Annotated in this window: 18 protein-coding genes; 12 read left to right on the plus strand and 6 right to left on the minus strand. The window is 61.3% G+C overall.

What is annotated here, in order from left to right; all coding sequences use genetic code 11:
* The first annotated feature begins 85 nt into the window (after positions 1–85).
* Positions 86–1,903, plus strand: coding sequence for a sensor histidine kinase (locus RRH01S_RS09020; protein WP_037222646.1), 1,818 nt, complete (start codon positions 86–88; stop codon positions 1,901–1,903).
* Positions 1,900–3,252 (plus strand): sigma-54-dependent transcriptional regulator, encoded by a 1,353-nt coding sequence (locus RRH01S_RS09025; protein WP_012649439.1) that lies wholly within the window; start codon positions 1,900–1,902, stop codon positions 3,250–3,252. The genes RRH01S_RS09020 and RRH01S_RS09025 overlap by 4 nt, the downstream gene beginning before the upstream one ends.
* Before the next feature lie 26 nt (positions 3,253–3,278).
* Here RRH01S_RS09025 and RRH01S_RS09030 read toward each other — a convergent pair whose 3' ends face one another.
* Positions 3,279–4,349, minus strand: a complete 1,071-nt coding sequence (locus RRH01S_RS09030; RefSeq protein ID WP_012649440.1) for a LacI family DNA-binding transcriptional regulator — start codon at positions 4,347–4,349, stop codon at positions 3,279–3,281.
* 172 nt (positions 4,350–4,521) lie between these two features.
* Between RRH01S_RS09030 and RRH01S_RS09035 the strand changes: the two genes are divergently transcribed.
* Genes RRH01S_RS09035 through RRH01S_RS09045 form a run of 3 tightly spaced genes read left to right on the plus strand, consistent with a single transcriptional unit; the run spans position 4,522 to position 7,843 of the window.
* Positions 4,522–5,880 (plus strand): MFS transporter, encoded by a 1,359-nt coding sequence (locus RRH01S_RS09035; RefSeq protein ID WP_234711671.1) that lies wholly within the window; start codon positions 4,522–4,524, stop codon positions 5,878–5,880.
* A gap of 36 nt (positions 5,881–5,916) precedes the next feature.
* Entirely contained in the window at positions 5,917–6,909 is a 993-nt protein-coding gene (locus RRH01S_RS09040) for a phosphoglycerate dehydrogenase (RefSeq protein ID WP_037222648.1), read from the plus strand.
* A gap of 4 nt (positions 6,910–6,913) precedes the next feature.
* Positions 6,914–7,843 carry a dihydrodipicolinate synthase family protein gene (locus tag RRH01S_RS09045; protein WP_012649443.1) on the plus strand — a complete coding sequence of 310 codons (930 nt, stop codon included), beginning with the start codon at positions 6,914–6,916 and terminating at the stop codon, positions 7,841–7,843.
* Positions 7,844–7,929: 86 nt separating this feature from the next.
* On the opposite strand, the gene RRH01S_RS09050 is transcribed toward RRH01S_RS09045, so the two are convergent.
* Positions 7,930–8,823, minus strand: a complete 894-nt coding sequence (locus tag RRH01S_RS09050) for an SDR family oxidoreductase (protein ID WP_012649444.1) — start codon at positions 8,821–8,823, stop codon at positions 7,930–7,932.
* Positions 8,824–8,947: 124 nt separating this feature from the next.
* Between RRH01S_RS09050 and RRH01S_RS09055 the strand changes: the two genes are divergently transcribed.
* On the plus strand, positions 8,948–9,922 hold the full coding sequence (locus RRH01S_RS09055; RefSeq protein WP_042470996.1) for an AraC family transcriptional regulator: 975 nt from the start codon (positions 8,948–8,950) through the stop codon (positions 9,920–9,922).
* 5 nt (positions 9,923–9,927) lie between these two features.
* On the opposite strand, the gene RRH01S_RS09060 is transcribed toward RRH01S_RS09055, so the two are convergent.
* From RRH01S_RS09060 to RRH01S_RS09075, 4 genes are all read right to left on the minus strand, one after another.
* Entirely contained in the window at positions 9,928–10,386 is a 459-nt protein-coding gene (locus RRH01S_RS09060; protein ID WP_037222649.1) for a GNAT family N-acetyltransferase, read from the minus strand.
* A gap of 130 nt (positions 10,387–10,516) precedes the next feature.
* Positions 10,517–11,785 carry a glycerate kinase type-2 family protein gene (locus tag RRH01S_RS09065; RefSeq protein WP_042470998.1) on the minus strand — a complete coding sequence of 423 codons (1,269 nt, stop codon included), beginning with the start codon at positions 11,783–11,785 and terminating at the stop codon, positions 10,517–10,519.
* 11 nt (positions 11,786–11,796) lie between these two features.
* Positions 11,797–12,870, minus strand: a complete 1,074-nt coding sequence (locus tag RRH01S_RS09070) for a tartrate dehydrogenase (RefSeq protein WP_007690526.1) — start codon at positions 12,868–12,870, stop codon at positions 11,797–11,799.
* 24 nt (positions 12,871–12,894) lie between these two features.
* Positions 12,895–14,226, minus strand: a complete 1,332-nt coding sequence (locus RRH01S_RS09075; protein WP_042471002.1) for an MFS transporter — start codon at positions 14,224–14,226, stop codon at positions 12,895–12,897.
* 102 nt (positions 14,227–14,328) lie between these two features.
* Between RRH01S_RS09075 and RRH01S_RS09080 the strand changes: the two genes are divergently transcribed.
* The 6 genes from RRH01S_RS09080 to RRH01S_RS09110 all read left to right on the plus strand — a co-directional run bounded on the left by RRH01S_RS09080 (position 14,329) and on the right by RRH01S_RS09110 (position 21,901).
* Positions 14,329–15,243: a LysR family transcriptional regulator gene (locus RRH01S_RS09080; RefSeq protein ID WP_012649449.1), complete on the plus strand. Its 915-nt coding sequence runs from the start codon at positions 14,329–14,331 to the stop codon at positions 15,241–15,243.
* A gap of 229 nt (positions 15,244–15,472) precedes the next feature.
* Positions 15,473–15,976 (plus strand): RNA polymerase sigma factor, encoded by a 504-nt coding sequence (locus RRH01S_RS09090; RefSeq protein ID WP_034522278.1) that lies wholly within the window; start codon positions 15,473–15,475, stop codon positions 15,974–15,976.
* 94 nt (positions 15,977–16,070) lie between these two features.
* Positions 16,071–17,024 carry a FecR family protein gene (locus RRH01S_RS09095; RefSeq protein ID WP_012649451.1) on the plus strand — a complete coding sequence of 318 codons (954 nt, stop codon included), beginning with the start codon at positions 16,071–16,073 and terminating at the stop codon, positions 17,022–17,024.
* A 127-nt stretch (positions 17,025–17,151) separates the two neighbouring features.
* The gene (locus RRH01S_RS09100; protein WP_042471009.1) at positions 17,152–19,545 is read left to right on the plus strand and encodes a TonB-dependent siderophore receptor; all 2,394 of its coding nucleotides are present in this window, start codon (positions 17,152–17,154) and stop codon (positions 19,543–19,545) included.
* A complete protein-coding gene (locus RRH01S_RS09105) occupies positions 19,545–20,804 on the plus strand; it encodes an MFS transporter (protein ID WP_174010460.1) in 1,260 nt (419 codons plus the stop codon). The genes RRH01S_RS09100 and RRH01S_RS09105 overlap by 1 nt, the downstream gene beginning before the upstream one ends.
* 20 nt (positions 20,805–20,824) lie before the next feature.
* Positions 20,825–21,901: a siderophore-interacting protein gene (locus RRH01S_RS09110; protein ID WP_042471015.1), complete on the plus strand. Its 1,077-nt coding sequence runs from the start codon at positions 20,825–20,827 to the stop codon at positions 21,899–21,901.
* The last annotated feature ends 26 nt before the right edge of the window (positions 21,902–21,927 follow it).

Consider the following 21,927-nt stretch of genomic DNA (forward strand, 5'->3'; position numbering starts at 1 on the left):
ATCAAGGGCGTACACGGATACTACTTTGCCGCGCGACCGATCCTGCTATGATCAGGAGATTGGGGTACAGTTTGGGGGAGCATCATTGCGATGGAAATACCTGATACTCGCATTTGTGTTCGCGCTACTCGGTGTCGGCATACCGGGGCTTGTTCAGGACGCCACGCGGAAATATGGGCTGCGTGAGGCGGCGGCGCAGTCGCATGAGCGGCTCAGACTTATCTCGGCCACGCTTTCGGCCCGCATTGAGCGGTTTCGCTATCTGCCCGATGTCGTGGCACGCTCCAGCGAAATCGAGGATCTGTTCCGCGCCGGAATGGCCGAGGCCAAGCGGCCGGACATCAATCGCTTCCTGGCCCGCCTGTCGAACGCATCCGGCGCGGTGGCGCTCTACGTCACCGATACGAAGGGATTGACGATCGCCGCCAGCAACTATGATACGCTCGACAGTTTCGTTGGCCATGATTACAGCTACCGGCCGTATTTTCGCGATGCGATGGCCAATGGCAACGGTAGTTACTACGCTATCGGCACGACCACAGGGCAACCTGGCTATTTCCTCTCCGTCCCGATCAAGGTCGAGGACAAGGTCGTCGGCGTCTCCATCGTCAAGATCGATCTCCTGCCCGTCGAGAAGCAGTGGCGGGATGCATCCGAGCATGTTGCCATGGCGGATAGCGAAGGCATCATCTTCCTGTCGTCGCAGCCGGATTGGCGATACACGGCCACATCGCCGATTTCGCCCACGGCCTTGGCGCAGCTGAAGCTGGAACGCCGCTATGGCGACGCGGCGCTCACGCCAAAGATCAGGGTTCAGCAATCATCGGGTTTCGATCTGGCGACGGTTGAAAACGACGACACATCGGAACAGCGCCTGCAGGTTGCCGCACCATTCGGCGAAAAGGGCTGGACGCTAATCTATTTCGCGGATCTCACCGACATCAGGCGCCAGGAGGACATCGTCGCCATTGCCACGGCGCTTGCGGGCCTGCTGGTTTTGGCCGGCATTACCATCGCCGTGCAAAGGCGACGCGGCCGGCAGGCGGCAAGGCGCGCCTTCGAGCAACTTGAACACCGTGTTGCCGAGCGCACCCAGCAATTGAAGCTGAGCCATGACCGGCTGGAGCTGGAGATTGCCGAGCGCAAAGAGGCCGAGCGGCAGTTGAGCGTTACCCGCAGCAACCTTTCGCAGGCCGAAAAACTCGCGCTGATGGGCCAGGCCTTTGCCGGACTCGCACATGAAATCAATCAGCCGCTGGCGGCGCTGTCGACCTACATCGCCTCGACCAGACTGCTGCTTAAACGCCGGCAATATGCGCCCATCGGGGAAAACATCGATACGATGAACGAGGTCATCGGCCGGATCTCCGATCTTACCGATCAATTGAAGCGCCTGGCGCGCCGAAGCGACGACGACTTCGCGGATGTCGACCTCGGAGCCATCATACGGCGAAATTTGAAACTGCTGAAGTTCCGCTTTTCCGATCTCGGCATCGAGGTCTCGCAGGAGATCGGCTCCGGGCTCAAGGTCCAGGGGAGCGCCGCGCAACTTGAGCAGGTCATCCTCAACCTGCTCAGCAATGCGATCGATGCCGTCAGGGGCCGGAAAGAGCCCTGCATCCATGTCAGCGGTGCTGCGGAAGGAGCGTGCTGCGTAATTGCCGTCGACGATAATGGTCCAGGGATTGCAGCCGATACGGGTACGCAATTGTTCGAGCCGTTCTATACGACCAAATTGCCCGGCGAGGGCCTCGGTCTTGGCCTGGCGACGGCCCATCGCATCGCGAGCGATCACGGCGGCACATTGTCTTTCGATCAGTCGCCGCTCGGTGGGGCCAGATTCATCTTGCGCCTCAGGCAGAACGGCAAGAGCGCCTTGCGAAGGGAAGGGGAGGTAGCATGACGGATGCATTGCCGGGCGTATTGCTGATCGAGGATGATGCCGCGCTGCGGCGCTCGCTCGCCCAATGGCTGTCGCTCAACGAACTCTCGGTGACAGAGGCCGCTGACGGCAATGAAGCGCTCAAGGTTCTTCGCTCGGATACGATCGATGTCGTGATTTCGGACGTGCGAATGCCTGGTATCTCCGGCCTGGAGCTGCTTGCCGTCATCAGAAAAACCTGGCCGGAGCTGCCGGTGATCATCCTGAGCGGTCATGGAGACGTTCCCATGGCGGTTGCCGCCATTCAGGCAGGGGCGTTCAATTTTCTGACGAAGCCCTACGTGCCGGAGCAGTTGATCGGCACGCTTCAGAATGCGCTTGAACAGACCCGCCTGCGCCGGCGGGTCGTCTCTTTGGAACAGAGCAACGCAATCCAGGCAAGGCTCGAGCGGCAATTGCTGGGCGCCGATCAGGCGACCACCCGCCTGAAGTCCACCATCGAGCAGCTTGCTCCCTATCACGTCGACGTGCTGATCAAGGGCGAAACCGGTTCGGGCAAGGAGGTCGTGGCTCGGCTGCTGCACGAGTGCAGCCCGCGTCAGGCTGGTCCCTTTGTGGCAATCAATTGTGCCGCATTGCCGCTCGATATTGTCGAAAGTGAGCTGTTTGGTCACGAGACCGGGGCATTTACCGGCGCTTCGGGCATCCGCATCGGCAAGTTCGAATTCGCGAAAGGCGGTACGATCTTCCTGGATGAGATCGAAAGCATGCCGCTTTCCATACAGGCGAAACTCCTGCGCGCCCTCCAGGAGCGCACGGTCACCCGCCTTGGCTCGAACCGGGACATACCAATCGACATACGGATCCTGTCCGCGACCAAGGAGGATCTTCGCGATCTCGCCTCGCGGGGCCTTTTTCGCGAGGATCTCTATTATCGGCTGGCGGCGGCGGATATCGCTATTCCTCCCTTACGGGATCGCGGTCACGATGCGCTGCTGCTGTTTGAGCATTTCATGTTGTCTATGGCGGAACGCCTCGAGCGGAAGGCGTTGTCTTTGACGGATGAGGAGACGCGCTTCCTTCTTGCCTATGCGTGGCCCGGCAATGTGCGGGAGCTCAAGCACCTGGCAGAGCGCCGTGCGCTGGGGCTGGATTGGCGCCCCGACACGGATCAGCAGGACGATCTGACGGTTGAGAATTCCTCCCTGGCCGATCTTGTCGATCAGTTCGAGCTCAACCTCATCGAACAGGCTTTGAGGAATGCCGACGGCAGGACCAGCCTTGCCGCGGAACGGCTGCAGCTTCCCCACAGAACGCTGAATGAGAAGTTGAAAAGACTGAGCACGAAGAACAGAAGCGACCGAGCGTGATGGTCATGGCGTCCGTCGCCGTGCGTTCAGGCTGGCCCGGTACTCTCTCGGATCTTCATTTGCGGGTGCACCTCGATCGAGTGTGGTGCGTCACTCGTTCCGTCGATGACAGCCAGCAATTGGCGGGCTGCGAGTATGCCGATCTCCTGATTGTCGACCTTCATCGTCGTCAGCCGCGGGGACAGGCGTGACGAGATCGTCAGGTCGTCGAAACCGGTGATCGAGAAATCCGCGGGCGCGTTCAATCCCATTTCGGCGGCTGCGGTCAATGCGCCAAGGGCGATGTTGTCGTTTCCGCATATGATGGCCGTCGGTCGCGATCGTGCCGATTGCTTCATGAGGCGGGCGAAGCTCGACGCACCGAAATCCATCGTCGATGGTCCGATCATGAGATTATCGTCGTCCATCGTGACACCGGCTGCCGTAAGCGCGCTGCGCACGCCGTCCAATCTTGCCTTCACACGGTCGTTCTCCGTTTCCGGCTGGAATATCCCGGCAAACCGTTGGTGTCCGAGCGACAGGAGATGTTCGACAATTTGTTGGAACGCCGCTCCATTGTCGAAACCGATGCATGGATGCGGCGATGAGGGTCGGTAGGAATAGGTCAGGATATAGGGAACTTTTCGCTGCTGGAGCGCCGCGAATAATTCAGGGGGATGGTTCTCACCGACGATTGCCAGCGCCTCGACACCGCGCGCAAGCATGGCCTGGACCTGCTTTAGTCCCTCGTCCGGATCGTAGTTGGAGCAGCCAAGGAAAAGCGTAAAACCGCGTTCGGCGAAAACGCTCTGCATGCCGCTGATCTGGTGGGCGAAAATCTCATTGTCCAGGGTCGGGATGATGGCGCCGGCGATGTGCGTCCGACTGGATGCCAGCGCCCGTCCGGCGGCATTTGGGATCCAGTTTAGTGCCCGGGCAGCCTCCAGCACGCGTTCCCGCACGCTCTGAGATACTTTTTCCGGCTCGTTGAAGGCGCGTGAAACCGTTGCTGTCGAAACGCCCGCCCTTTGGGCCACTTCCTCAAGCTTCACACGGCCGCTGTTGCCGCGCGCGCGGCGCGCACCCAATTTCTGCGAGCTTTCAATCGGTTCGTTCATCTCTGCCCCTTCGCCATCTCTCTTATGGCTGCGGAAATTCTCGATGAAAAGTCATTTCGCATGCTTGACATGCAAACATGCTTTCTACATGTAAGCGCTTACATTTGTGGGCGTGGAAGAGCCCGCGATAAAACAGCAGGCCTTGAATAGGGCCGGTGGGATGGAGAATCGATTGAGCAAGACTGACAACACGACCGGCCCAACCCGAGGGCAGAAGACCGATCCGGCAGTCCTCGCCCGCGCGGTGTCGCGCGCAAAATGGCGTATCCTGCCGTTCCTGATCCTAATGTACATGCTGGCCTATCTCGACCGCGTGAACATCGGTTTCGCCAAGCAGTCCTATCAGGCGACGACCGGGGTGACGGAAGCCGCTTTTGCCTTCGGCGCCGGCGTGTTCTTCCTGACCTATGCCCTGTTCGAGCTGCCCAGCAACCTGATGCTGCACCGGGTCGGCGCCCGCAAATGGCTGGCCCGTATCATGGTCACCTGGGGCCTGATCTCCGCCCTGATGATGTTTGCGTATGACGACACGACCTTCTCGCTGATCCGGGTGGTGCTCGGCGCTGCGGAAGCCGGCCTTTTCCCCGGTGCGATCATGTATCTGACGCTGTGGTTCCCGCGCGAGGCGCGCGGCAAGATCCTGGCGATCTTCTACTTCGGCTCGCCATTGGCGTTGATCTTCGGCGGCCCGATCTCCGGAATGTTTCTCGATCTTGATGGATTGTTCGGCCTGCACGGCTGGCAATTGATGTTCCTGATTGAAGGCGGCATTACCGTTCTGGTCGGAATCTGGGCTTATTTCTATCTGACCGACAGCCCGCAGGAAGCCAAGTGGATGCCGGCGGACGAGCGGCAGGCGCTGGCCGCGACGCTTGCCGCCGAACAGGCCGAGAAGGCGCGAACAGGCGAAGTGAAGTTCGGCAAGGCGATCCGCAATCCGAGGCTGTTCTATTTTGCCGCGATCTATTTCCTTATCCAGATCACCGGTCTGGGCGTTGCCTTCTACCTGCCGACGCAGGTCGCAGCCCTGCTTGGCGTCAAGGTCGGCCTGCTCGTCGGCTTCGTCTCGGCCATTCCGTGGATCTGCGCGCTGATCGCAGGCTTCTTCTATCCGGACTGGGCCGTCCGTACTGGTCGGCGCCACATCTGCTTCCTGTTTTCGCTGGCAGCCATCGGCCTCGGCCTCATCGCCTCGGCTCACGCAAGCCCGGCGCTGGCGATTGTTGCCCTGTGCTTTGTCACCATGGGCATCATGACGGCGCAGCCGATCTTCTGGACCTTCCCGACGCAATATCTCGGTGGCGCCGCGGCGGCCGGCGGTTTTGCGGTGATCAACTCGCTTGGCGCTCTCGGTGGTTTCGTCGCTCCCAACGTCCGGGCCATGGCCGTCAGTTGGTCCGGCTTCGAACAGTATGGGATATACGCCATCGTTCTGGCGGCATTCCTTGCCTTCATCCTCGTCCTCTTCATCACCAAGGTCGGGAGAAAACAATTGGAAAATACGGTTTCAACCACCGCCGTCCGGACCTGATCCGGCGGCATCCCTCTGATATCGGTAAGATACGACATGACAAAAGCACGAAAGATCCTGGTCAACACCGAGCAGTTCAAGAACGGTGATGCGCTGTTCGAACCGCTGATTGCCGCTGGCTACAGCGTCGAGGTCAACGAGACCTTCCGCTTGCCGAGCGAAGCCGAACTGATCGAAAAGCTGAAGGACGGCGTCGTCGCCACTATCGCCGGCGGCGAACCCTACACGGCGCGGGTGCTGGAAACCGCGCCGGATCTGAAGATCGTCGCTCGCTGGGGCGTCGGCTATGACAAGGTTGACGTCGCCGCCGCCACCAAGGCCGGCATTCCCGTGGCGATGGCCTTCGGCGCCAATCATGAGAGCGTCGCCGAATATGCTTATGCGCTGGCGCTGGCGCTCGCCTGCCGCATCGGTCCGCGCGACGCGATGGTCAAGAGCGGCAAATGGTTCTTCGACGGCTTCCACCCGGGTCTCTGGGGCCGCACGGCGGGCATTATCGGTCTCGGCCGCATCGGTGGCGCCATGGCGCGCCGTTGCGTCGCGGGCGGCATGACGGTTCTCGTCTACGATCCCTTCGCCTCCGACGAGCAGCTTGCGAGCCTGGGTGCTCAGCGCGCCGAACTGAATGAGGTTTTCTCGAGAGCCGACCTGATTTCGGTTCATGCGCCCTCGACGCCCGAAACGCGCCATCTCGTCAATGCGGAGCGCCTAGCCTTGATCAAGCCGACCGCGATCCTCGTCAATACGTCACGCGGGCCATTGATCGACGAAACTGCGCTGGTAGCGGCCATCGATGCCGGCCGCATCGGCGGCGTCGGTCTCGACGTATTCGAAATCGAGCCGCTGCCGGAAGCCTCGAAGCTGCGCAGTTTCGACAATGTACTGTTCTCTCCGCATGTTTCCGGCATGGATCGCATGGCCGAACGTCTTGTCACAGAGCGCTGCGTCAGCAATATCCTCGAATATCTTGGCGGCCGCCCGCAGGCGATCGTCCCCTATGTCGTTAATCCGCAAGTACTGGCAGGCTGACACTATGCTCAAGAAGATCGAAGGTATCGTTCCCGTCATGATCACGCCGTTCACCGAGAGCGGCAAGATCGATTATCCCGGCGTCGCAAGGCTGGTGGAATGGTATATCGCCAACGGCTCCGATGCGCTCTTTGCCGTCTGCCAGTCCAGCGAGATGCAGTTTCTCAGCCTCGAAGAGCGCGTCGAGCTTGCCGCTTTCGTGAAGACAGCGGCAGCCGGCCGTGTGCCGGTCATCGCCTCCGGCCATGTGAGCGAGAGCCTGGAAGACCAGTGTGCCGAGCTGAGCGCGATCGCCGCCACCGGCGTCGACGGCATGGTGCTCGTCACCAACCGTCTTGATGCCAAGAAGGAGGGCGGCACGAAGTTCATCGACGATCTGAACTGGCTCCTTGAGCGCCTGCCGAAGGATCTGACGCTCGGCCTTTACGAGTGCCCGGCGCCCTATCGTCGCCTGTTGACGGACGATGAGTTGTTGTTCTGCGCCAGCAGCGGCCGCTTCGCCATCCTCAAGGACGTGTCCTGCGACCTCGAAACGGTCAAGCGCCGCGTGGCGCTGACCAAGGATACGCCGCTTGCCATCGTCAACGCCAATGCGGCGATCGCCTATGACGCCATGAAGGCGGGATCGCGCGGCTTCACCGGTGTGTTCACCAATTTCCACCCGGATCTCTACAAGTGGATGCTGACGAAAAGCGCCTCCAATCCGGCGCTGGCGGACGAGCTCTCTGTCTATCTCGCTCTCTCCGCCATGGCCGAGCCGATGGGATATCCGAAGCTCGCGAAGCTCTATCATCAGCGTCTCGGCACATTCTCTTGCGCCGATAGCCGCGTGATCAACTTCGATATCCGGGAGCGGTTCTGGGCGCTCGACGCGCTGATGGACAAGATCGTCGAGGGCACAGAGCATTTCCGTCGCCGGATCGCCGCCGGCTAAAGGCCTGACCAATCTGATCGACTTGCCTCCCGGCAGCTTGTAACCTGCCGGGAGCTGTTGTGCCTTTAGTTGCCGCGCTTGGCCGTTCAGGCTTCGAAATAGGCCGGATGATCGATATCGGCGATAAGTCCAGGCTGTGTCGGCTCCCAGCCAAGCAGTTGGCGTGTTCGCGCGCTCGACGCCGGAGCGTCCCTCCCCACAAAATGCCCGATCCAGCCGAAATGATCTAGCGCTTCCTCGGCGGTCTTGCTGACGACGGGTACGTTCAGGCGCCGGCCGATCACCTCGGCGATGTCCTTGAACGGCACGTCTTCTTCGGCGGTTGCGTGATAGGGGCCGTCTGCCGCGCCGCGTTCAAGCGCAAGCCGATAGATACGGGCGGCATCCAGCCGGTGTACGCCCGGCCAACGGTTCAGCCCTTCGCCAATATAGGCCGAAACGCCTTTCTCCCTGGCCGCACGGATCAGGATCGGCACAAAACCATGATCGCCGTGACCATGAACCGATGGCGGAAGACGCACGACTGCGGTGCGAATTCCGCGCAGCGCCAGAGCGAGCGCGGTCGCTTCGGAAGCGCGGGGGAAATTGTCGGATGGCTGAACAGCCGGATCGCTCTCGACCGAGGTGCGGCCCGGCGCCACCAATGCCGTTCCCGAGGTGACGATCAATGGACGGTCCGTTCCCTCCAGCGCGGCGCCAAGCGTTTCGATGGCGCGGCGATCCAACTCGCAATTTGCCGCGAATTTTGAAAAGTCGTGATTGAAGGCGGTATGGATGACGCTGTCGGCGGCGGTGGCACCCCTGCGCAGGCTCTCCAGATCCTCGAGCGAACCATGATGGACCTCGGCGCCTGCCGTGGCGAGGGCCGCAGCTCCCGCATCCGAGCGGGTAAGACCGAGCACCTCATGCCCGGCGGCAAGCAGCTCCTTGACGACAGCAAAGCCGACCCATCCGGTGGCGCCGGTGACAAAGACACGCATGATGATTTCTCCTGATTTTGGTCGATGACCGCGTTCGCAGCCAGCACGAGCCAAGCTAGGAGATTGAAGAAGAACGATCTATGCTATAAAGTTCGTATTATCTTCGCGATCGTTCGGAAAAACCATGGATCCGCTTTCAGATGTTCTGTCGCTCCTGAAACCGCGTAGCTATATGTTCGGTGGCTTCGATGCGGGTGGCGACTGGTCTATCCGGTTCGGCCAGCATGAAGGCATCAAATGTTATGCTGTTGTTTCCGGCCAGGGCTGGCTCCTGGTTGAAAGCGTTTCCGATGCGGTGCGGCTGACAACGGGAGACTGTTTTGTTCTGCCGCGCGGATGGCCCTTCGTTCTGACAAGCAATCCGTCTTTGTCGCCTATCGACTATCGCCAACTCTTTCCGACGCGACCGAACGGCAGCATGCGCGTCCTCAACAACGGCGGCGATTTCTCGATCGTTGGCGGGCACTTTACGCTGACCGGCGGGCATGTTGGTGTCCTCTTGGCGATGCTGCCGCCGATCGTCCATATCCGGACGGAGGCGGATAGGGAGTCTTTGCGCTGGTGCATGGAGCGCATGCGGCAGGAATTGCGTGAACGACAGCCGGGCGGATTCCTGATCGCACAACAGCTTGCCTACACGATGCTGGTGCAGGCGCTGCGGCTGCACCTGGCGGAGGGAGTGACGGGTGGCGTCGGCTGGCTCTTCGCGCTGGCGGACCGGCAGATGGCGGTGGCGATCACCGCGATGCACGAAGATCCGGCGCATCGCTGGACACTGGCGTCCCTGGCCGAGCGCGCCGGCATGTCACGAACGACTTTCACCCTGAAATTCAAGGAGACGGTCGGGACGTCGCCGATGGACTATCTGACGCGCTGGCGCATGATGGTGGCCGGCGAAAGGCTGACGCATTCCAGCGATTCCATTTCCGTTATCGCCTTGTCGCTCGGCTATGAATCCGAGAGTGCCTTCAGCACGGCTTTCAAGCGGATGATGGGCTGTTCGCCACGCCAATATGGCCGCGGTGCAGATCCTGCGGCCTCATTTCATGATCGGAGTGAGACCGTCGGTGCCGATCGCCGTGAAGCCATGGCGAGCTAGCTGAACTACAGCGCAAGCTTGTAGCCGATATGGCTGCCGACGAATCCCAATGTCTCGTAGAAGCGATGGGCATCGGGCCGTTCCTTGTCCGTTGTCAACTGGACAAGATTGCAGCCTTTGGCCCTGCATTGACCGATGGCCCATTCGAACATCTGCTGCCCCACGCCGGATCCCCGGTGCGCTACCGAGACCCTTACTCCCTCGATCTGGCCGCGCCAGGCGCCTTTGCGCGCCAATCCGGGGATGAAGGTGAGTTGAAGAGTGCCGATCACCTCTTCGCGCAGGATTGCAACCGCCTGAAGCTGGTTGGGGTCAACAAGAATGGCCTGGAAGGCGTCGACATAGCGCGGGTTCGGCGGTGAGCCGGGATCCTCCCGTTGCTGCCCCAGGACGTCATCGGAAAGGAGAGCAATGATCGCCGGAAGATCGGCGGCTTGCGCAGGGCGAAAAGTAACGTCTGTCATCGAGATCATCTCCACATGGGGATGGTCGCAGATATCATATCTTGAGCGCATCGCGCCAATGGTGGACGCCGGTTAACTCGACTTGCAGGTTGGCCCGCGACGAGATCGCGCAGGCGACCATCTGGCACCTTCAGGCAATCATGATCGCCCTGACATCGTTGACATTGGTGAGCGTCGGGCCGGTTTTGACGAGATCGCCGAGTTCCGCGAAATAGCGGTAGCTGTCATGAGCGGCAAGGTAAGCGCGCGTGTCCAGGCCAAGCAGTCGGGCGCGGACGAGCGTATCGGGTGTTACGATCGCGCCGGCGGCATCCTCCGTGCCGTCGATGCCATCGCTGTCGCCGGCGATTGCGTAGATGCCCTCCATGCCGGCAAGCCCGACCGCAAGGCCAAGCAGGAATTCCGTATTGCGCCCACCGGCGCCGGCCGGCCCCTTGCCGATCGACACCGTCGTCTCTCCGCCCGAAAGCAGCACCGCGGGAGCGCGGATCGGGAGTCCCTTTGTTTTCGCGGAGCGAGCGATGCCGGCCATGACAATGCCGGCCTCCCTTGCTTCGCCTTCTATGGCGTCGCCAAGGATGAGCGGCGCAAGGCCGTTTCGCCTGGCCTCTTCAGCGGCGGCAGTAAGAGCGAGGGAAGGGGCTGCAATGATCGTGATCTCGTTTGGCAGGGCCTCGCGTTTCGGCGCTTCATCGCCGGCCTCGATCACCGCGCGCGCTGCCGGGGGTAGATCGAGACCGTAGCGGCGGATGATATCGCGCACATCGGCCATGGTGCTGGCATCGCTGACCGTCGGGCCTGAGGCGATGGCGGCGGGATCGTCGCCAGGCACGTCGGAGATCACCAACGTCACGACGTGGGCAGGCTGCGCGGCTTGCGCCAATCGTCCGCCCTTGATGGCGGATAGATGCTTTCGCAGGGCGTTCATTTCGCCGATGGTCGCCCCACTCGCCAGCAGGGCGCGATTGACGGTCTGCTTGTCGGCAAGCGTCATGTTGCCGGCCGGCGCGACCATGAGCGCCGAGCCACCGCCGGAGATGAGCGCGACCACGAGGTCATCCGGCGTCAGGCCTCTGACCGCTGCGAGAATGTAGCGGGCGGCCGTCTCGCTCATCGTGTCCGGCACCGGATGTGATGCTTCCAGGATGCGGATGCGTCCGGCCGGAACGGCATGGCCGTAACGGGTGACGACGACGCCCGAGACATCGACCTCGGGCCATGCCGCATCAAGTGCCGCCGCCATGGCGGCCGACGCTTTTCCCGCTCCCACCACCACGCAGCGCCCCCTGGGCTTCTCCGGCAGGTGCCGCAGCACCGCGGCGGCGGGATCGGCACTTGCCACGGCGGCATCGAAGAGGCGGCGCAGGACCGCGCGGCTCTCTGCATCTGTCCAGCGCATATTCCTGCCCGCTAGACGTTCGAGGAGTAGATTGCGTCCACCACCGCGTCGGTGACGTCCTTGGTGGTTGCGGTTCCGCCGACATCCGGGGTCAGGATGCCCGCGCCCGTGACACGCTCGACAGCGCGCATCAGGCGGGCGGAAGCGTCCTGTTCGCCGAGATGATCGAGCATTTGTGCGGCAGTCCAGAAGGTTGCGACCGGATTGGCAATGCCCTTACCGGTGATGTCGAAGGCAGAGCCGTGGATCGGTTCGAACATGGAGGGAAAGCGGCGCTCCGGATCGATATTGGCCGTCGGCGCTACGCCGAGCGATCCGGCCAGCGCGCCGGCGAGATCCGACAGGATGTCGGCATGCAGGTTGGTGGCGACGATGGTGTCGAGGCTCTGCGGCTTCAGCGTCATGCGAACGGTCATGGCGTCGACCAGCATCTTGTCCCAGGTGACGTCGGGGAATTCTTCCGCGACCTCTGCGGCGATCTCGTCCCACATGACCATGCCGTGTCGTTGCGCATTGGATTTGGTCACGACTGTCAGGAACTTGCGCGGGCGCGATTGGGCGAGCTTGAAGGCATAGCGCATGATGCGCGTGACGCCGACACGGGTAAAGATGGCGACCTCGGTGCCGACCTCTTCGGGCAGGCCGCGATGCGCGCGGCCGCCATGGCCGGAATATTCGCCTTCCGAATTCTCGCGCACGATGACCCAATCGAGATCGCCGGGGCCGCAATTGCGCAGCGGTGGCGTGATGCCGGGCAGGATCTTCGTCGGACGGACATTGGCATACTGATCGAAGCCCTGGCAGATCGGCAGGCGTAGCCCCCAGAGGGTGATGTGGTCGGGGACATCGGGCGCCCCGACAGCACCGAAGTAGATCGCGTCGAACTTCTTCAGCTGGGAAAGACCGTCCGCGGGCATCATCACGCCATGCTTCTTATAGTAGTCGGAGCCCCAATCGAAGTTTTCGACGTTGAACCTGATGCCACCGTCACGCTTTTCGAGCGCGGCAAGAACGGTGGTGCCGGCGGCGATGACTTCCGGGCCGATACCGTCGGCGGGGATGGTTGCAATTGCATATTCGCGCATTTTTCTCTCCGTGAGATATGAAGTTTAGGACTGCTGGCCCGCAGCCTGGATTGCTGATGCTTTGGCCGCGGCGCGAGACAGGATGAGTGTGAGTGCCGCCGAGAGAACCAGGAGACCTGCGACGAAGCAGAGCCCGCCGGCAAAGCCGCCCGTCAGATCCTTGATCCAGCCGATCATCGAGGGGCCGACGAAGCCGCCGAGATTGCCGATGGAGTTGATGGTGGCGATGCCCGCTGCCGCAGCCGGCCCGGACAGGAACAGGGTCGGCATGCTCCACAGCGGCGGCTTCGAGCAGCTGATGCCGATATTAACGAGGGTAAGCGCGACGAGGACCGCAAGCACGCCGGTTGCCCTGGCGGCAAAGGCAAGCCCTGCTGCCGCCAGCAGGCAGGCGAGCACCACATGCCATGTGCGCTCGCCTGTCCTGTCGGAATGCCGCGCCCAGAGGACCATGGCGACGACCGCAAAGGTCGCGGGGATGGCGTTCAGGAAACCAACATCGAGCGAGGAAAGGCCGAATTCCTTAATGATCTGCGGCGCCCAGATGCCGAGCGTATAAAGACCCGCCGACGTGCCGAAATAGACCAGGGCGAGCGCAAGGACGCGTATGTCGACGAGGCCTGCCCAAATGCTGTGGCTTGCCTTGACGCCTCTGCTCTTCTGCTCGTCTTCCATTGTCTTCACCAGCCAGTTGCGCTCTTCGTCGGACAGCCATTTTGCCTTGGCCGGGCGGTCGGTCAGGTAGAACAGTACGACGACGCCAAAGATGAGGGCCGGAGCCGCCTCGATCAGGAACATCCACTGCCAGCCGGCCAGACCCATCAACCCGTGCATCTGCATCAGCGCGCCGGAGATCGGCGAGCCCAGCACCGTCGAAAGCGGCGCCGCGGCCATGAATAGCGCGGTGACCGCAGCGCGGCGGCGCGCCGGGAACCAGAAGCTCAGATAGAGGATGATGCCCGGAAAGAAACCGGCTTCGGCAACGCCGAGCAGAAAACGCAGGACATAGAAGCTGGTTGCTCCCTGGACGAAGGCCATCAGGCCCGAAACGATGCCCCAGGTGATCATCACCCTGGCGATCCAGATGCGGGCGCCGACCTTGTTGAGGATGAGATTGGAGGGCACTTCGAACAGGAAATAGCCGAGAAAGAAGATGCCGGCGCCGAAGCCGAAGACGGTCGATGAGAAGCCGAGATCCTTGTTCATCTCGAGTGCTGCGAAGCCGATGTTCACGCGGTCGAGGAACGCGATGAGATAGAGCAGCATGATGAAGGGAACGATGCGAATTGTTATCTTGCGCAGAACGCGTGTTTCCAGCTCATTGGTCACGGCCATTTCCTCCCAGAACGATGACATTGGCGCACCTCCTGCGCCGTCACCCAACGATGGGAGAGAAACCGCTCGTGGACAATGAAACTAAAATTATATAAATTATCGATATAATATGAGGGTAAATCTTTGGAATTGCAGCAGTTACGCTGTTTCGTTGCGGTAGCGCAGGAACTGCATTTCGGACGGGCAGCGCGCATGCTGGGCATCCTGCCGGCCTCGCTCGGGCGGCAGATCCGGCTGCTCGAGGATTTTCTTGGCACGCGCCTCATGGAGCGGACGACCCGCAACGTCATGCTCACGCGGGACGGAACGGAGCTTTTGAAGGAGGCGAAGCAGGTTCTTGCGCAGGCCGATGCGATGACCGAGCGTTTTCGTCATCGCCGGCATCTTCCGCGCACGGGGATCAGGATCGGCGCGATCGACAGTGCGGCGGCTGGGCTCATCCCACAGCTCCTTCATGATCTGAAGCTGGAACATCCCGAAATCTCCGTGCAGATTTCGGAGGAAAAGACCGTTCGCCTGCTCCCGAAATTGATATCTGGCCGGCTCGACCTCGTATTCATCAGGCCTCCCGAAATTGTGGACAGGAAGATAAAGCTGCTGCGGCTTTTCAACGAAACGGCCGTTGTCGCGATCTCCGACCGTCATCGGCTTGCCGATCGCAAGAACATTGCTGTCGAGGAACTGGAGGATGAACCGCTCATCGTCCCCGATCGCCGCTCGAGGCCGCATAGCCATGACATGACGATCAAGCTCTTCACCGAGGCTGGATTGACGGTCAGGATTGCGCAGATGGCCGACGAGAAGCAGACGATCGTCAATCTGGTGGCGGCCGAGATCGGCCTGGCGATCGTCCCCCAATGGACATCGCGGCTTGCGGTCTCGGGTGTCCGTTACATTCCGCTTCGCCCCGGTCGGGAACGGACGACGGGGCAGCTTCCCCTCTATGCGGCCTGGTTGAAGGGGGTGCGCGATCCCCTGCGCGATAGTCTGATCAGTATTCTTATGAAGCATCTGGCGGTCTATTCGGAAAACGCCTGATGAGCGCATGCATCATCTCGTGCCGCTCGCGATGCCCGCGCATTTGTTCTGCTCCTTTCCCCGATTGAAGACGTTGCAAGCCGGCTCGACATGGGGTAGTCAAAACATGATAATTAAACTCAAGAAATATGAGGGGTGCAGCGCGCGTGCCGCAAGCTTCAGGCGGATGCGGCGGATGCAGGACCCGATATGAGCTGTTGGATCACCAGGATCAGGACTTGAACATGTGATGACCGATATGTTGCATTCCCTTCACGCAGGCGAGGAAAAACGGCTTCATCGCTTTTTCCATCGACGGCTGAAGAACAGGGATGATGTTGCGGATGCGACGCAGGAAACATTCCTGCGGATGCTGGAAGCCTCGCATGCGACACTCATCGAGAATCCGCAGGCCTATCTTTTCCAGGTGGCACGGTCGGTGGCGCGGGTCATCCTGACCCGGCAGACCAGGGAGCAGGCGATGTTTGCCCCCGACGACGCGGGCATGGAAGAGCCGGACGATTTCCCCCTGCCGGACCGGATCGTCAATGCCCGGCAATGCCTGCTGATCATGGCAAAGGCGATCGAGGCGCTGCCGACGCGCTGCCAGCAGGTCTTCATTCTCAGCCGTCTGCGCGGACTTTCCAATGGCGAAATCGCCGCCGAGCTCGGCATATCCCGCAACATGGTCGAGAAGCATATCATCAAGGCGCTGCTGCATTGCCGGAAGGTCCGCGCCGAAATATTTTTCTGAACCGACGTCAGGAGACGGGCATCGTTTTGGCTCTTAGGAAGAGAGCCTGAACTGATGCACGCTTTTGTTGAGCCGAAGACAGGCCGATGGAACCATGAGCCGCAGTTACGACGAAGAAATCGACGACCGGTTGGCGGAAGCCGCAGCCGGCTGGGTCGCGCGGCTGCAATCCGCCGACGCGACGGATCTGGACAGGGCCGATTTCCAGTGTTGGCTGCATGCCGATCCCTCCCATGCGGCTGCCTATGATGAAATGAACGCGCTGTGGGGCAGCCTCAGGGATGCGCCGGTCTCTCTCGACAGCTTGAAGGCGCGGCGCTCGTCCGGGGCGAGGGCGGTCGGGTTGGCAGTGATGCTGGGCGTGATCGCGGCTTCGTCCTATACGATCCAACAGCTGGGCCTGATCGATCGCTGGCGCGCCGACTATTATACCGATGTCGGAGAGGTGCGATCAGTCGTGCTGGAGGATGGCACGCAGGTGGACCTCGATACCGACACGGCGATTGCCGTTCGCTATACGGCGGGGGAACGGCGTGTCGAACTGTTGCGCGGTCAGGCTTTCTTTGACGTCACCAAGAATCCGGCGCGACCGTTCGTCGTCGACGAAGGCCAGCTGAGCGCGACCGCACTCGGCACGCATTATTCCGTCCAGGCCCCGACCGGTTCGCTGCCTCAAATGGTCCAAGTCGAGGAGGGCATCGTCGAGGTCAAGACAGGCGACAACGATACGGTCCTCAGGGCCGGCGACGCCATGACGGTCGATGCTTCCGGCAAGGCGACGCTCGCAAAGGCGGATGTGGCGAATGAAACGGCCTGGCGACAGGGCAAGCTGGTGTTTTCAGCGACGCCGCTGAGCAAGGTGGCGGAAACGCTCGCCCGATATCGTCGCGGACGCGTCCTCGTCGTCGACGCACAGGCGGCGGACCGAAAGGTCTCCGGGGTCTTCGACCTGTCCAATACCGATGAGGCTCTTGCCATCATAGAAAGCAATCTGCCGGTATCCGTGACCCGGGTCACGGACGCGCTGGTGTTCATTCGTTCGAAATAATCGAGATTTTTTCAAACGCGACGTCAGGAGGTCCCGGCCGTTTTCACTCTTTGTAAAGGAATGGCGTGTCCGGGCGGCGCGGCGTTGTTTAAGCGTAGGGATGATCAAGGGGGCCCGTGTGGCATCGATGAATTGGAAAGTGAAACGCGGCGCGTTCGCGGCGACGGTTTTTGTGGGCATTTCGGCATTTGCGGGCGCCGCCCTGGCGCAGACAGCCAATAAACCCGAGGCGAATGCCGGACAGACGACCGTCAACGTCTCCATAGCGGCAGGATCGCTGGAAAGTGCCATTCTGGCCTTTGGACGCCAGGCGAATATCCGGCTGCTCTATCCGACGGCGCTCACCGTTGGAAAGACCACGCGCGGGGTGAGCGGAAATCTCCCTGCCAAGGCTGCGGTCGCGCAATTGCTTGCCGGTTCGGGACTTGTCTACAGCTTCACCGGCCCGAATACCGTCCGCATCTACGACCGTGCCGATCAATCGGCTCGGGCCGGTGGTGTTGCGGCGGATGGATCGACCGTGCTTGAGCCGCTGGTCATCCAGGGCCAGGATCAGGGCATTAAAGGTGTTCTCGAGACGGACGGCTACGTCGGGAAATCCGGCCGATCGGCGACGAAGACCGATACGCCGATCGCCGAGACGCCCCAGTCCATCTCCACGGTCTCGCAGAAGCAGCTGCAGGATCTGCGGCCGCAAAACCTCTCCGAGGCGCTGAACTATACGCCCGGCGCGCGCCTGGGCCAGTATGGCGCCGAGCCGCGATATGACGCGTTCAAGGTCCGCGGCATCGACCTCACCTATACCGGTATCTTCCGCGATGGGCTGCGTCAGATCGCCAGCCCCAACGGCCTGTTCCGATTGGAGCCTTACGGTGTCGAAGCGATTGCCACGCTACGCGGTCCTTCGGCCTCCGTCTATGGCGCCAGCAGCTCCGGCGGCATCGTCGACATCATTTCCAAGCGGCCGACGGAAGAAAAGCTGCGCGAAATCGAGGTCCAGTACGGCTCCTATGGCCGGCTTCAATCTGCCTTCGATTTCTCCGGTCCGGTCACGGACGACAATACGCTGCTCTATCGCGTGACGGGCCTGGTGCGCGACGGGCGCAACCAGATCGCGGCGATCAAGGACGATCGGCAGTACATCGCGCCGGCTCTTACATGGCAGCCTGACGAAGACACCAAGCTGACGCTGCTCGGCGAATACATGAACTCCACGATTGGCGGGACCTGGGGTTACATCAACAAATACGGGCTTGCCGGCACCTCGATCGGCGCGACGTCTGAATATGGTGGCGATGCCCGCTTTAACGATTTCAAGCAGAAGCAATGGCGGATCGGCTACGAGCTGGAGCAGGCGCTGAGTGATTCAGTCACGCTCTATCACAAGCTGCGCTATTCCGACATTTCCGCCAGGCAGGAGTGGGTCTTCGCTGATTACCCCGGCATCGTCCGCGAGGACAATAGCGGGCTTGCGACCGACACCTACCTGAAGACCGATTTCGACACCGGGCCGCTTCAGCATCAGCTGATCACCGGCATCGATTACAGCTACATGAAATACACCTCGCGCCAGGGCAGCGGTCCGGACCTGTTTACCGACAGCTACTCCTACATGCCGAATATCAACTACAGCGAAACCCAGAAGCAGAATTCGCTCGGTATCTATGTGCAGGATCAGATCGAATATGATGCCTGGCGGTTTACCGCCGGCCTTCGTCACGACTGGCACAAGAGCGATTACACGCCCGGCGGCACGAGTTATTCCCGCGACGATAGCGAAACGACGTTCCGCGTCGGCCTCGGCTACGTCACGCCATGGAACGTCATGCCCTATGTCAGCTATGGCACGTCCTACGTTGCCAATCCCGGCGTGATCCAGACCTTCAACAGCGTTGCGCAGCAGGCAGATCCCACGCTCGGCAAGCAGATCGAAGTCGGCGTCAAATACCAGATCCCCGACCGGAACGTTTCCATCACCGCGGCATTGTTCAATATCGATCAGGAGAACGCCACCGTTTACGAGACCTCTTCCGGCCTCAACCTGCTGCGGCAGCTCGATCTGAAATCCCGCGGCTTCGAACTTGAGGCAACGGCATCGCTGGACAACGGCCTGAAGCTGATTGCTGCCTATTCCTATAACGACGTCGAAATCACCAAGCTGACCTCGGAAACCAAGGGCAATACGCTCAATTCCTCGCCCTACCACATGTTCTCGCTGTGGGCCGATTACGAGGTGCAGAGCGGTGCGTTGGAGGGGCTGGGTATCGGCGCCGGGCTTCGCTATGTCGGTTCGAGCTTCGGCGACAACGTTCACACGCCGGTCCTCGACAACAAGGCGCGCACCTTCGTCGATGCCTCGCTTCGCTATGATCTCGGCAAGATCAATCCCTCGTTCGAGGGCGTGCGGCTGCAGGTCAATGCGACGAACCTGCTGAACGAAGTCAAGCAGGTTTGCACCACGGGCTTTTGCTACTGGGATGAAGGTCGCAAGGTTGTCGCCAGCGTGCGGTATCGCTTCTGATGACGACGGTTCCGTCCGTTTTGCGCTTTCCGTCTCCGGCCGCGGTCTTCATCGCGGTCGGGGGCCTCTATATCGCCCAAAGTGTCATCGGCGGCGTGATCATGCTCGGCCTGCCGGCGGTCTTGCGCGCGCAAGGACTGCCGCTGGACCAGATCGGCCTGCTCTATCTCACCGTCATTCCATGGGCGCTGAAATTTCTCTGGTCGCCCTATGTCGAGCGCTTCCGCCTGCCGGCGCAGGGGCACAACCGGTCCCGGTTGATCGTATTTGCCGGCGGATTGCTGTGTGCCGCCGGTCTCGCCGCCATCGGCCTCACTGGTCCTTATCCGCTGGCGCCGGTGCTGTGCGTGCTCTTGCTGGTCGCGCTGGTGACGTCGACGGTGGATATCGCCTGCGATGGTTATGCGGTCGAGACGCTTGCCAAGGAGCATCACGGTTGGGGAAACACCGCGCAGGTCGGCGGCTCCTATCTCGGCTCGGCGATCGGCGCGGGCCTGTTTCTCGTGTTGGTGGATAGCATAGGCTGGAGCTACGCAGCCTTTGCCATGGCATCCCTCGTCATCATCCTGGGACTGCCGTTCGTATTCGGGCCGGCAACCCGCGGCACGATTGAGACGCGGCCACACGCACCGTCGCTGCTTCTGGCTCTCAAGCGTCCGCAAGTACAGAAAGGCCTGATGATCGCCGCGATCTACGTGGCTGGCCAAAAATGGGGGCTCTCCATGCTCGGCCCCTTCCTGATCGATCGCGGTCTCGATCTGGCCACCATCGGTGCCCTGAACGGCATCGGCAGCATGGTCGTCGGCTTTAGCGGCGCGCTCTTGGGCGGCCTGCTGGTGCGGCTCTGGGGTGCCACCGCGGTGCTGATCCTTGCTATCCTGTTGCAGGCAGCACTTCTCGCGGGCCTGGCGCTCTTCAGTTTCGACGACAGCTTGCCGAGGGTGTTCATCATGCCGATAGCCATTGCCAGCTCGTCGGGGGTGATGTCGGTCGGCTTCGTTGCGCTCTATTCCCAGTTCATGGGTTGGTCGGATCCGAAGCAGGCCGGGGTCGATTTTACGCTTTTCCAGTGTGCCGATGGTCTGATCAGTATGGCTGGCGGTCTTGGCGCCGGCTGGATTGCCGAACATCTCGGCTACGCCGTCTTTTTCACCGTGGCTGCCATCATCGCGGTCCTCGCCGTGCCGGCTATCGGCCTGCTGATGCGAGGCGCCAACGGCAACGCTGTTGCGATAGTGCGACCTGCGGATGGCCTTTAGGAACAGAACCGGAGAACGAATTGCAAGCCAGCACCATCATCAGGAGTGACCGGGCAGGGGCACTTGTCACGGATTTCGCAGAGCGCTTTCGCGATGTCGCCAATGTCGAGGCTGAGGGCGGAAAAGCTACACTCATTTCCCGCTATGGCCGCGCCGATCTCACAGCGCAAGGCGACGCAATCTCGATTGCCGTTGCCGCAAAGGATCAAATCGATCTTTGCTATATCAAGATGGTCGTGGCGGAATATTTCTCTTCGGCCGCGGCCCCTGATGCGGTGCGCTGGTCCGGCGATGGCGAAGCCGAGAGCAGCCTGCCGCCGTTTTTCCGCGAGATGAGGGTCATTTCAGCGGAGAACGTGACGCCGCAAATGCGCCGGCTGCGTTTAAGCGGGGCGGAGCTGAACCGCTTCGCCGCCGATGGGCTGCATGTTCGTCTGCTGTTTCCCCCGAGAGGAGCCAAGCCGGTATGGCCGGCCTTGGGCGCGGACGGCAGGATCGTCTGGCCGGGCGGAGACGACAGGCTTGTGTCGCGTGTCTATACCATCCGCTCGCGGGACAGCGAGCGTGGCGAAATCGAGATCGATTTTGCCCTGCACCATCATGAAGACGGTAGAAGCCCCGGCGCCTCCTTTGCGGTGCACGCGCAACCCGGCGACCTTGTCGGATTGTTCGCGCCGGCCGGTGACGAGATCCCGAAGGCGCAGTCGCTCGTTCTCTGCGGCGACGATACCGCCCTGCCAGCGATCGCGCGGATATTGGAGGAAATTCCGTCGTCGGTCAGCGCCAGATTGTTCATCGAGATCGACAATCCGGATTGCCGATATGAATTGCGCAGCGGCGATAATATCGAGCTCAACTATCTCTACCGGCAAGGTCGGCCGGCGGGAACGACCGGTCTGCTGCCCGAGGCGCTGAGCCACCTCGATGCCGATAGTCTGGGAGAGGATACGTATTTCTGGGCCGGCTGCGAGTTCGGCGACTTCGTCGAGCTGCGCAAGCTCGCGCGGCGGACCTGGAAGCTGCCACGCGAGCGGCATCTGGTCGTCGCCTTCTGGCGACGGGGTTTTGCGGAAGGGGAATCGGCAAAGCAGGCCTGACGGAGGAGCGTCGCTATTGTCAAAGC

The sequence above is a fragment of the Rhizobium rhizogenes NBRC 13257 genome (assembly GCF_000696095.1).
In the GTDB taxonomy this organism is placed as follows: domain Bacteria; phylum Pseudomonadota; class Alphaproteobacteria; order Rhizobiales; family Rhizobiaceae; genus Rhizobium; species Rhizobium rhizogenes.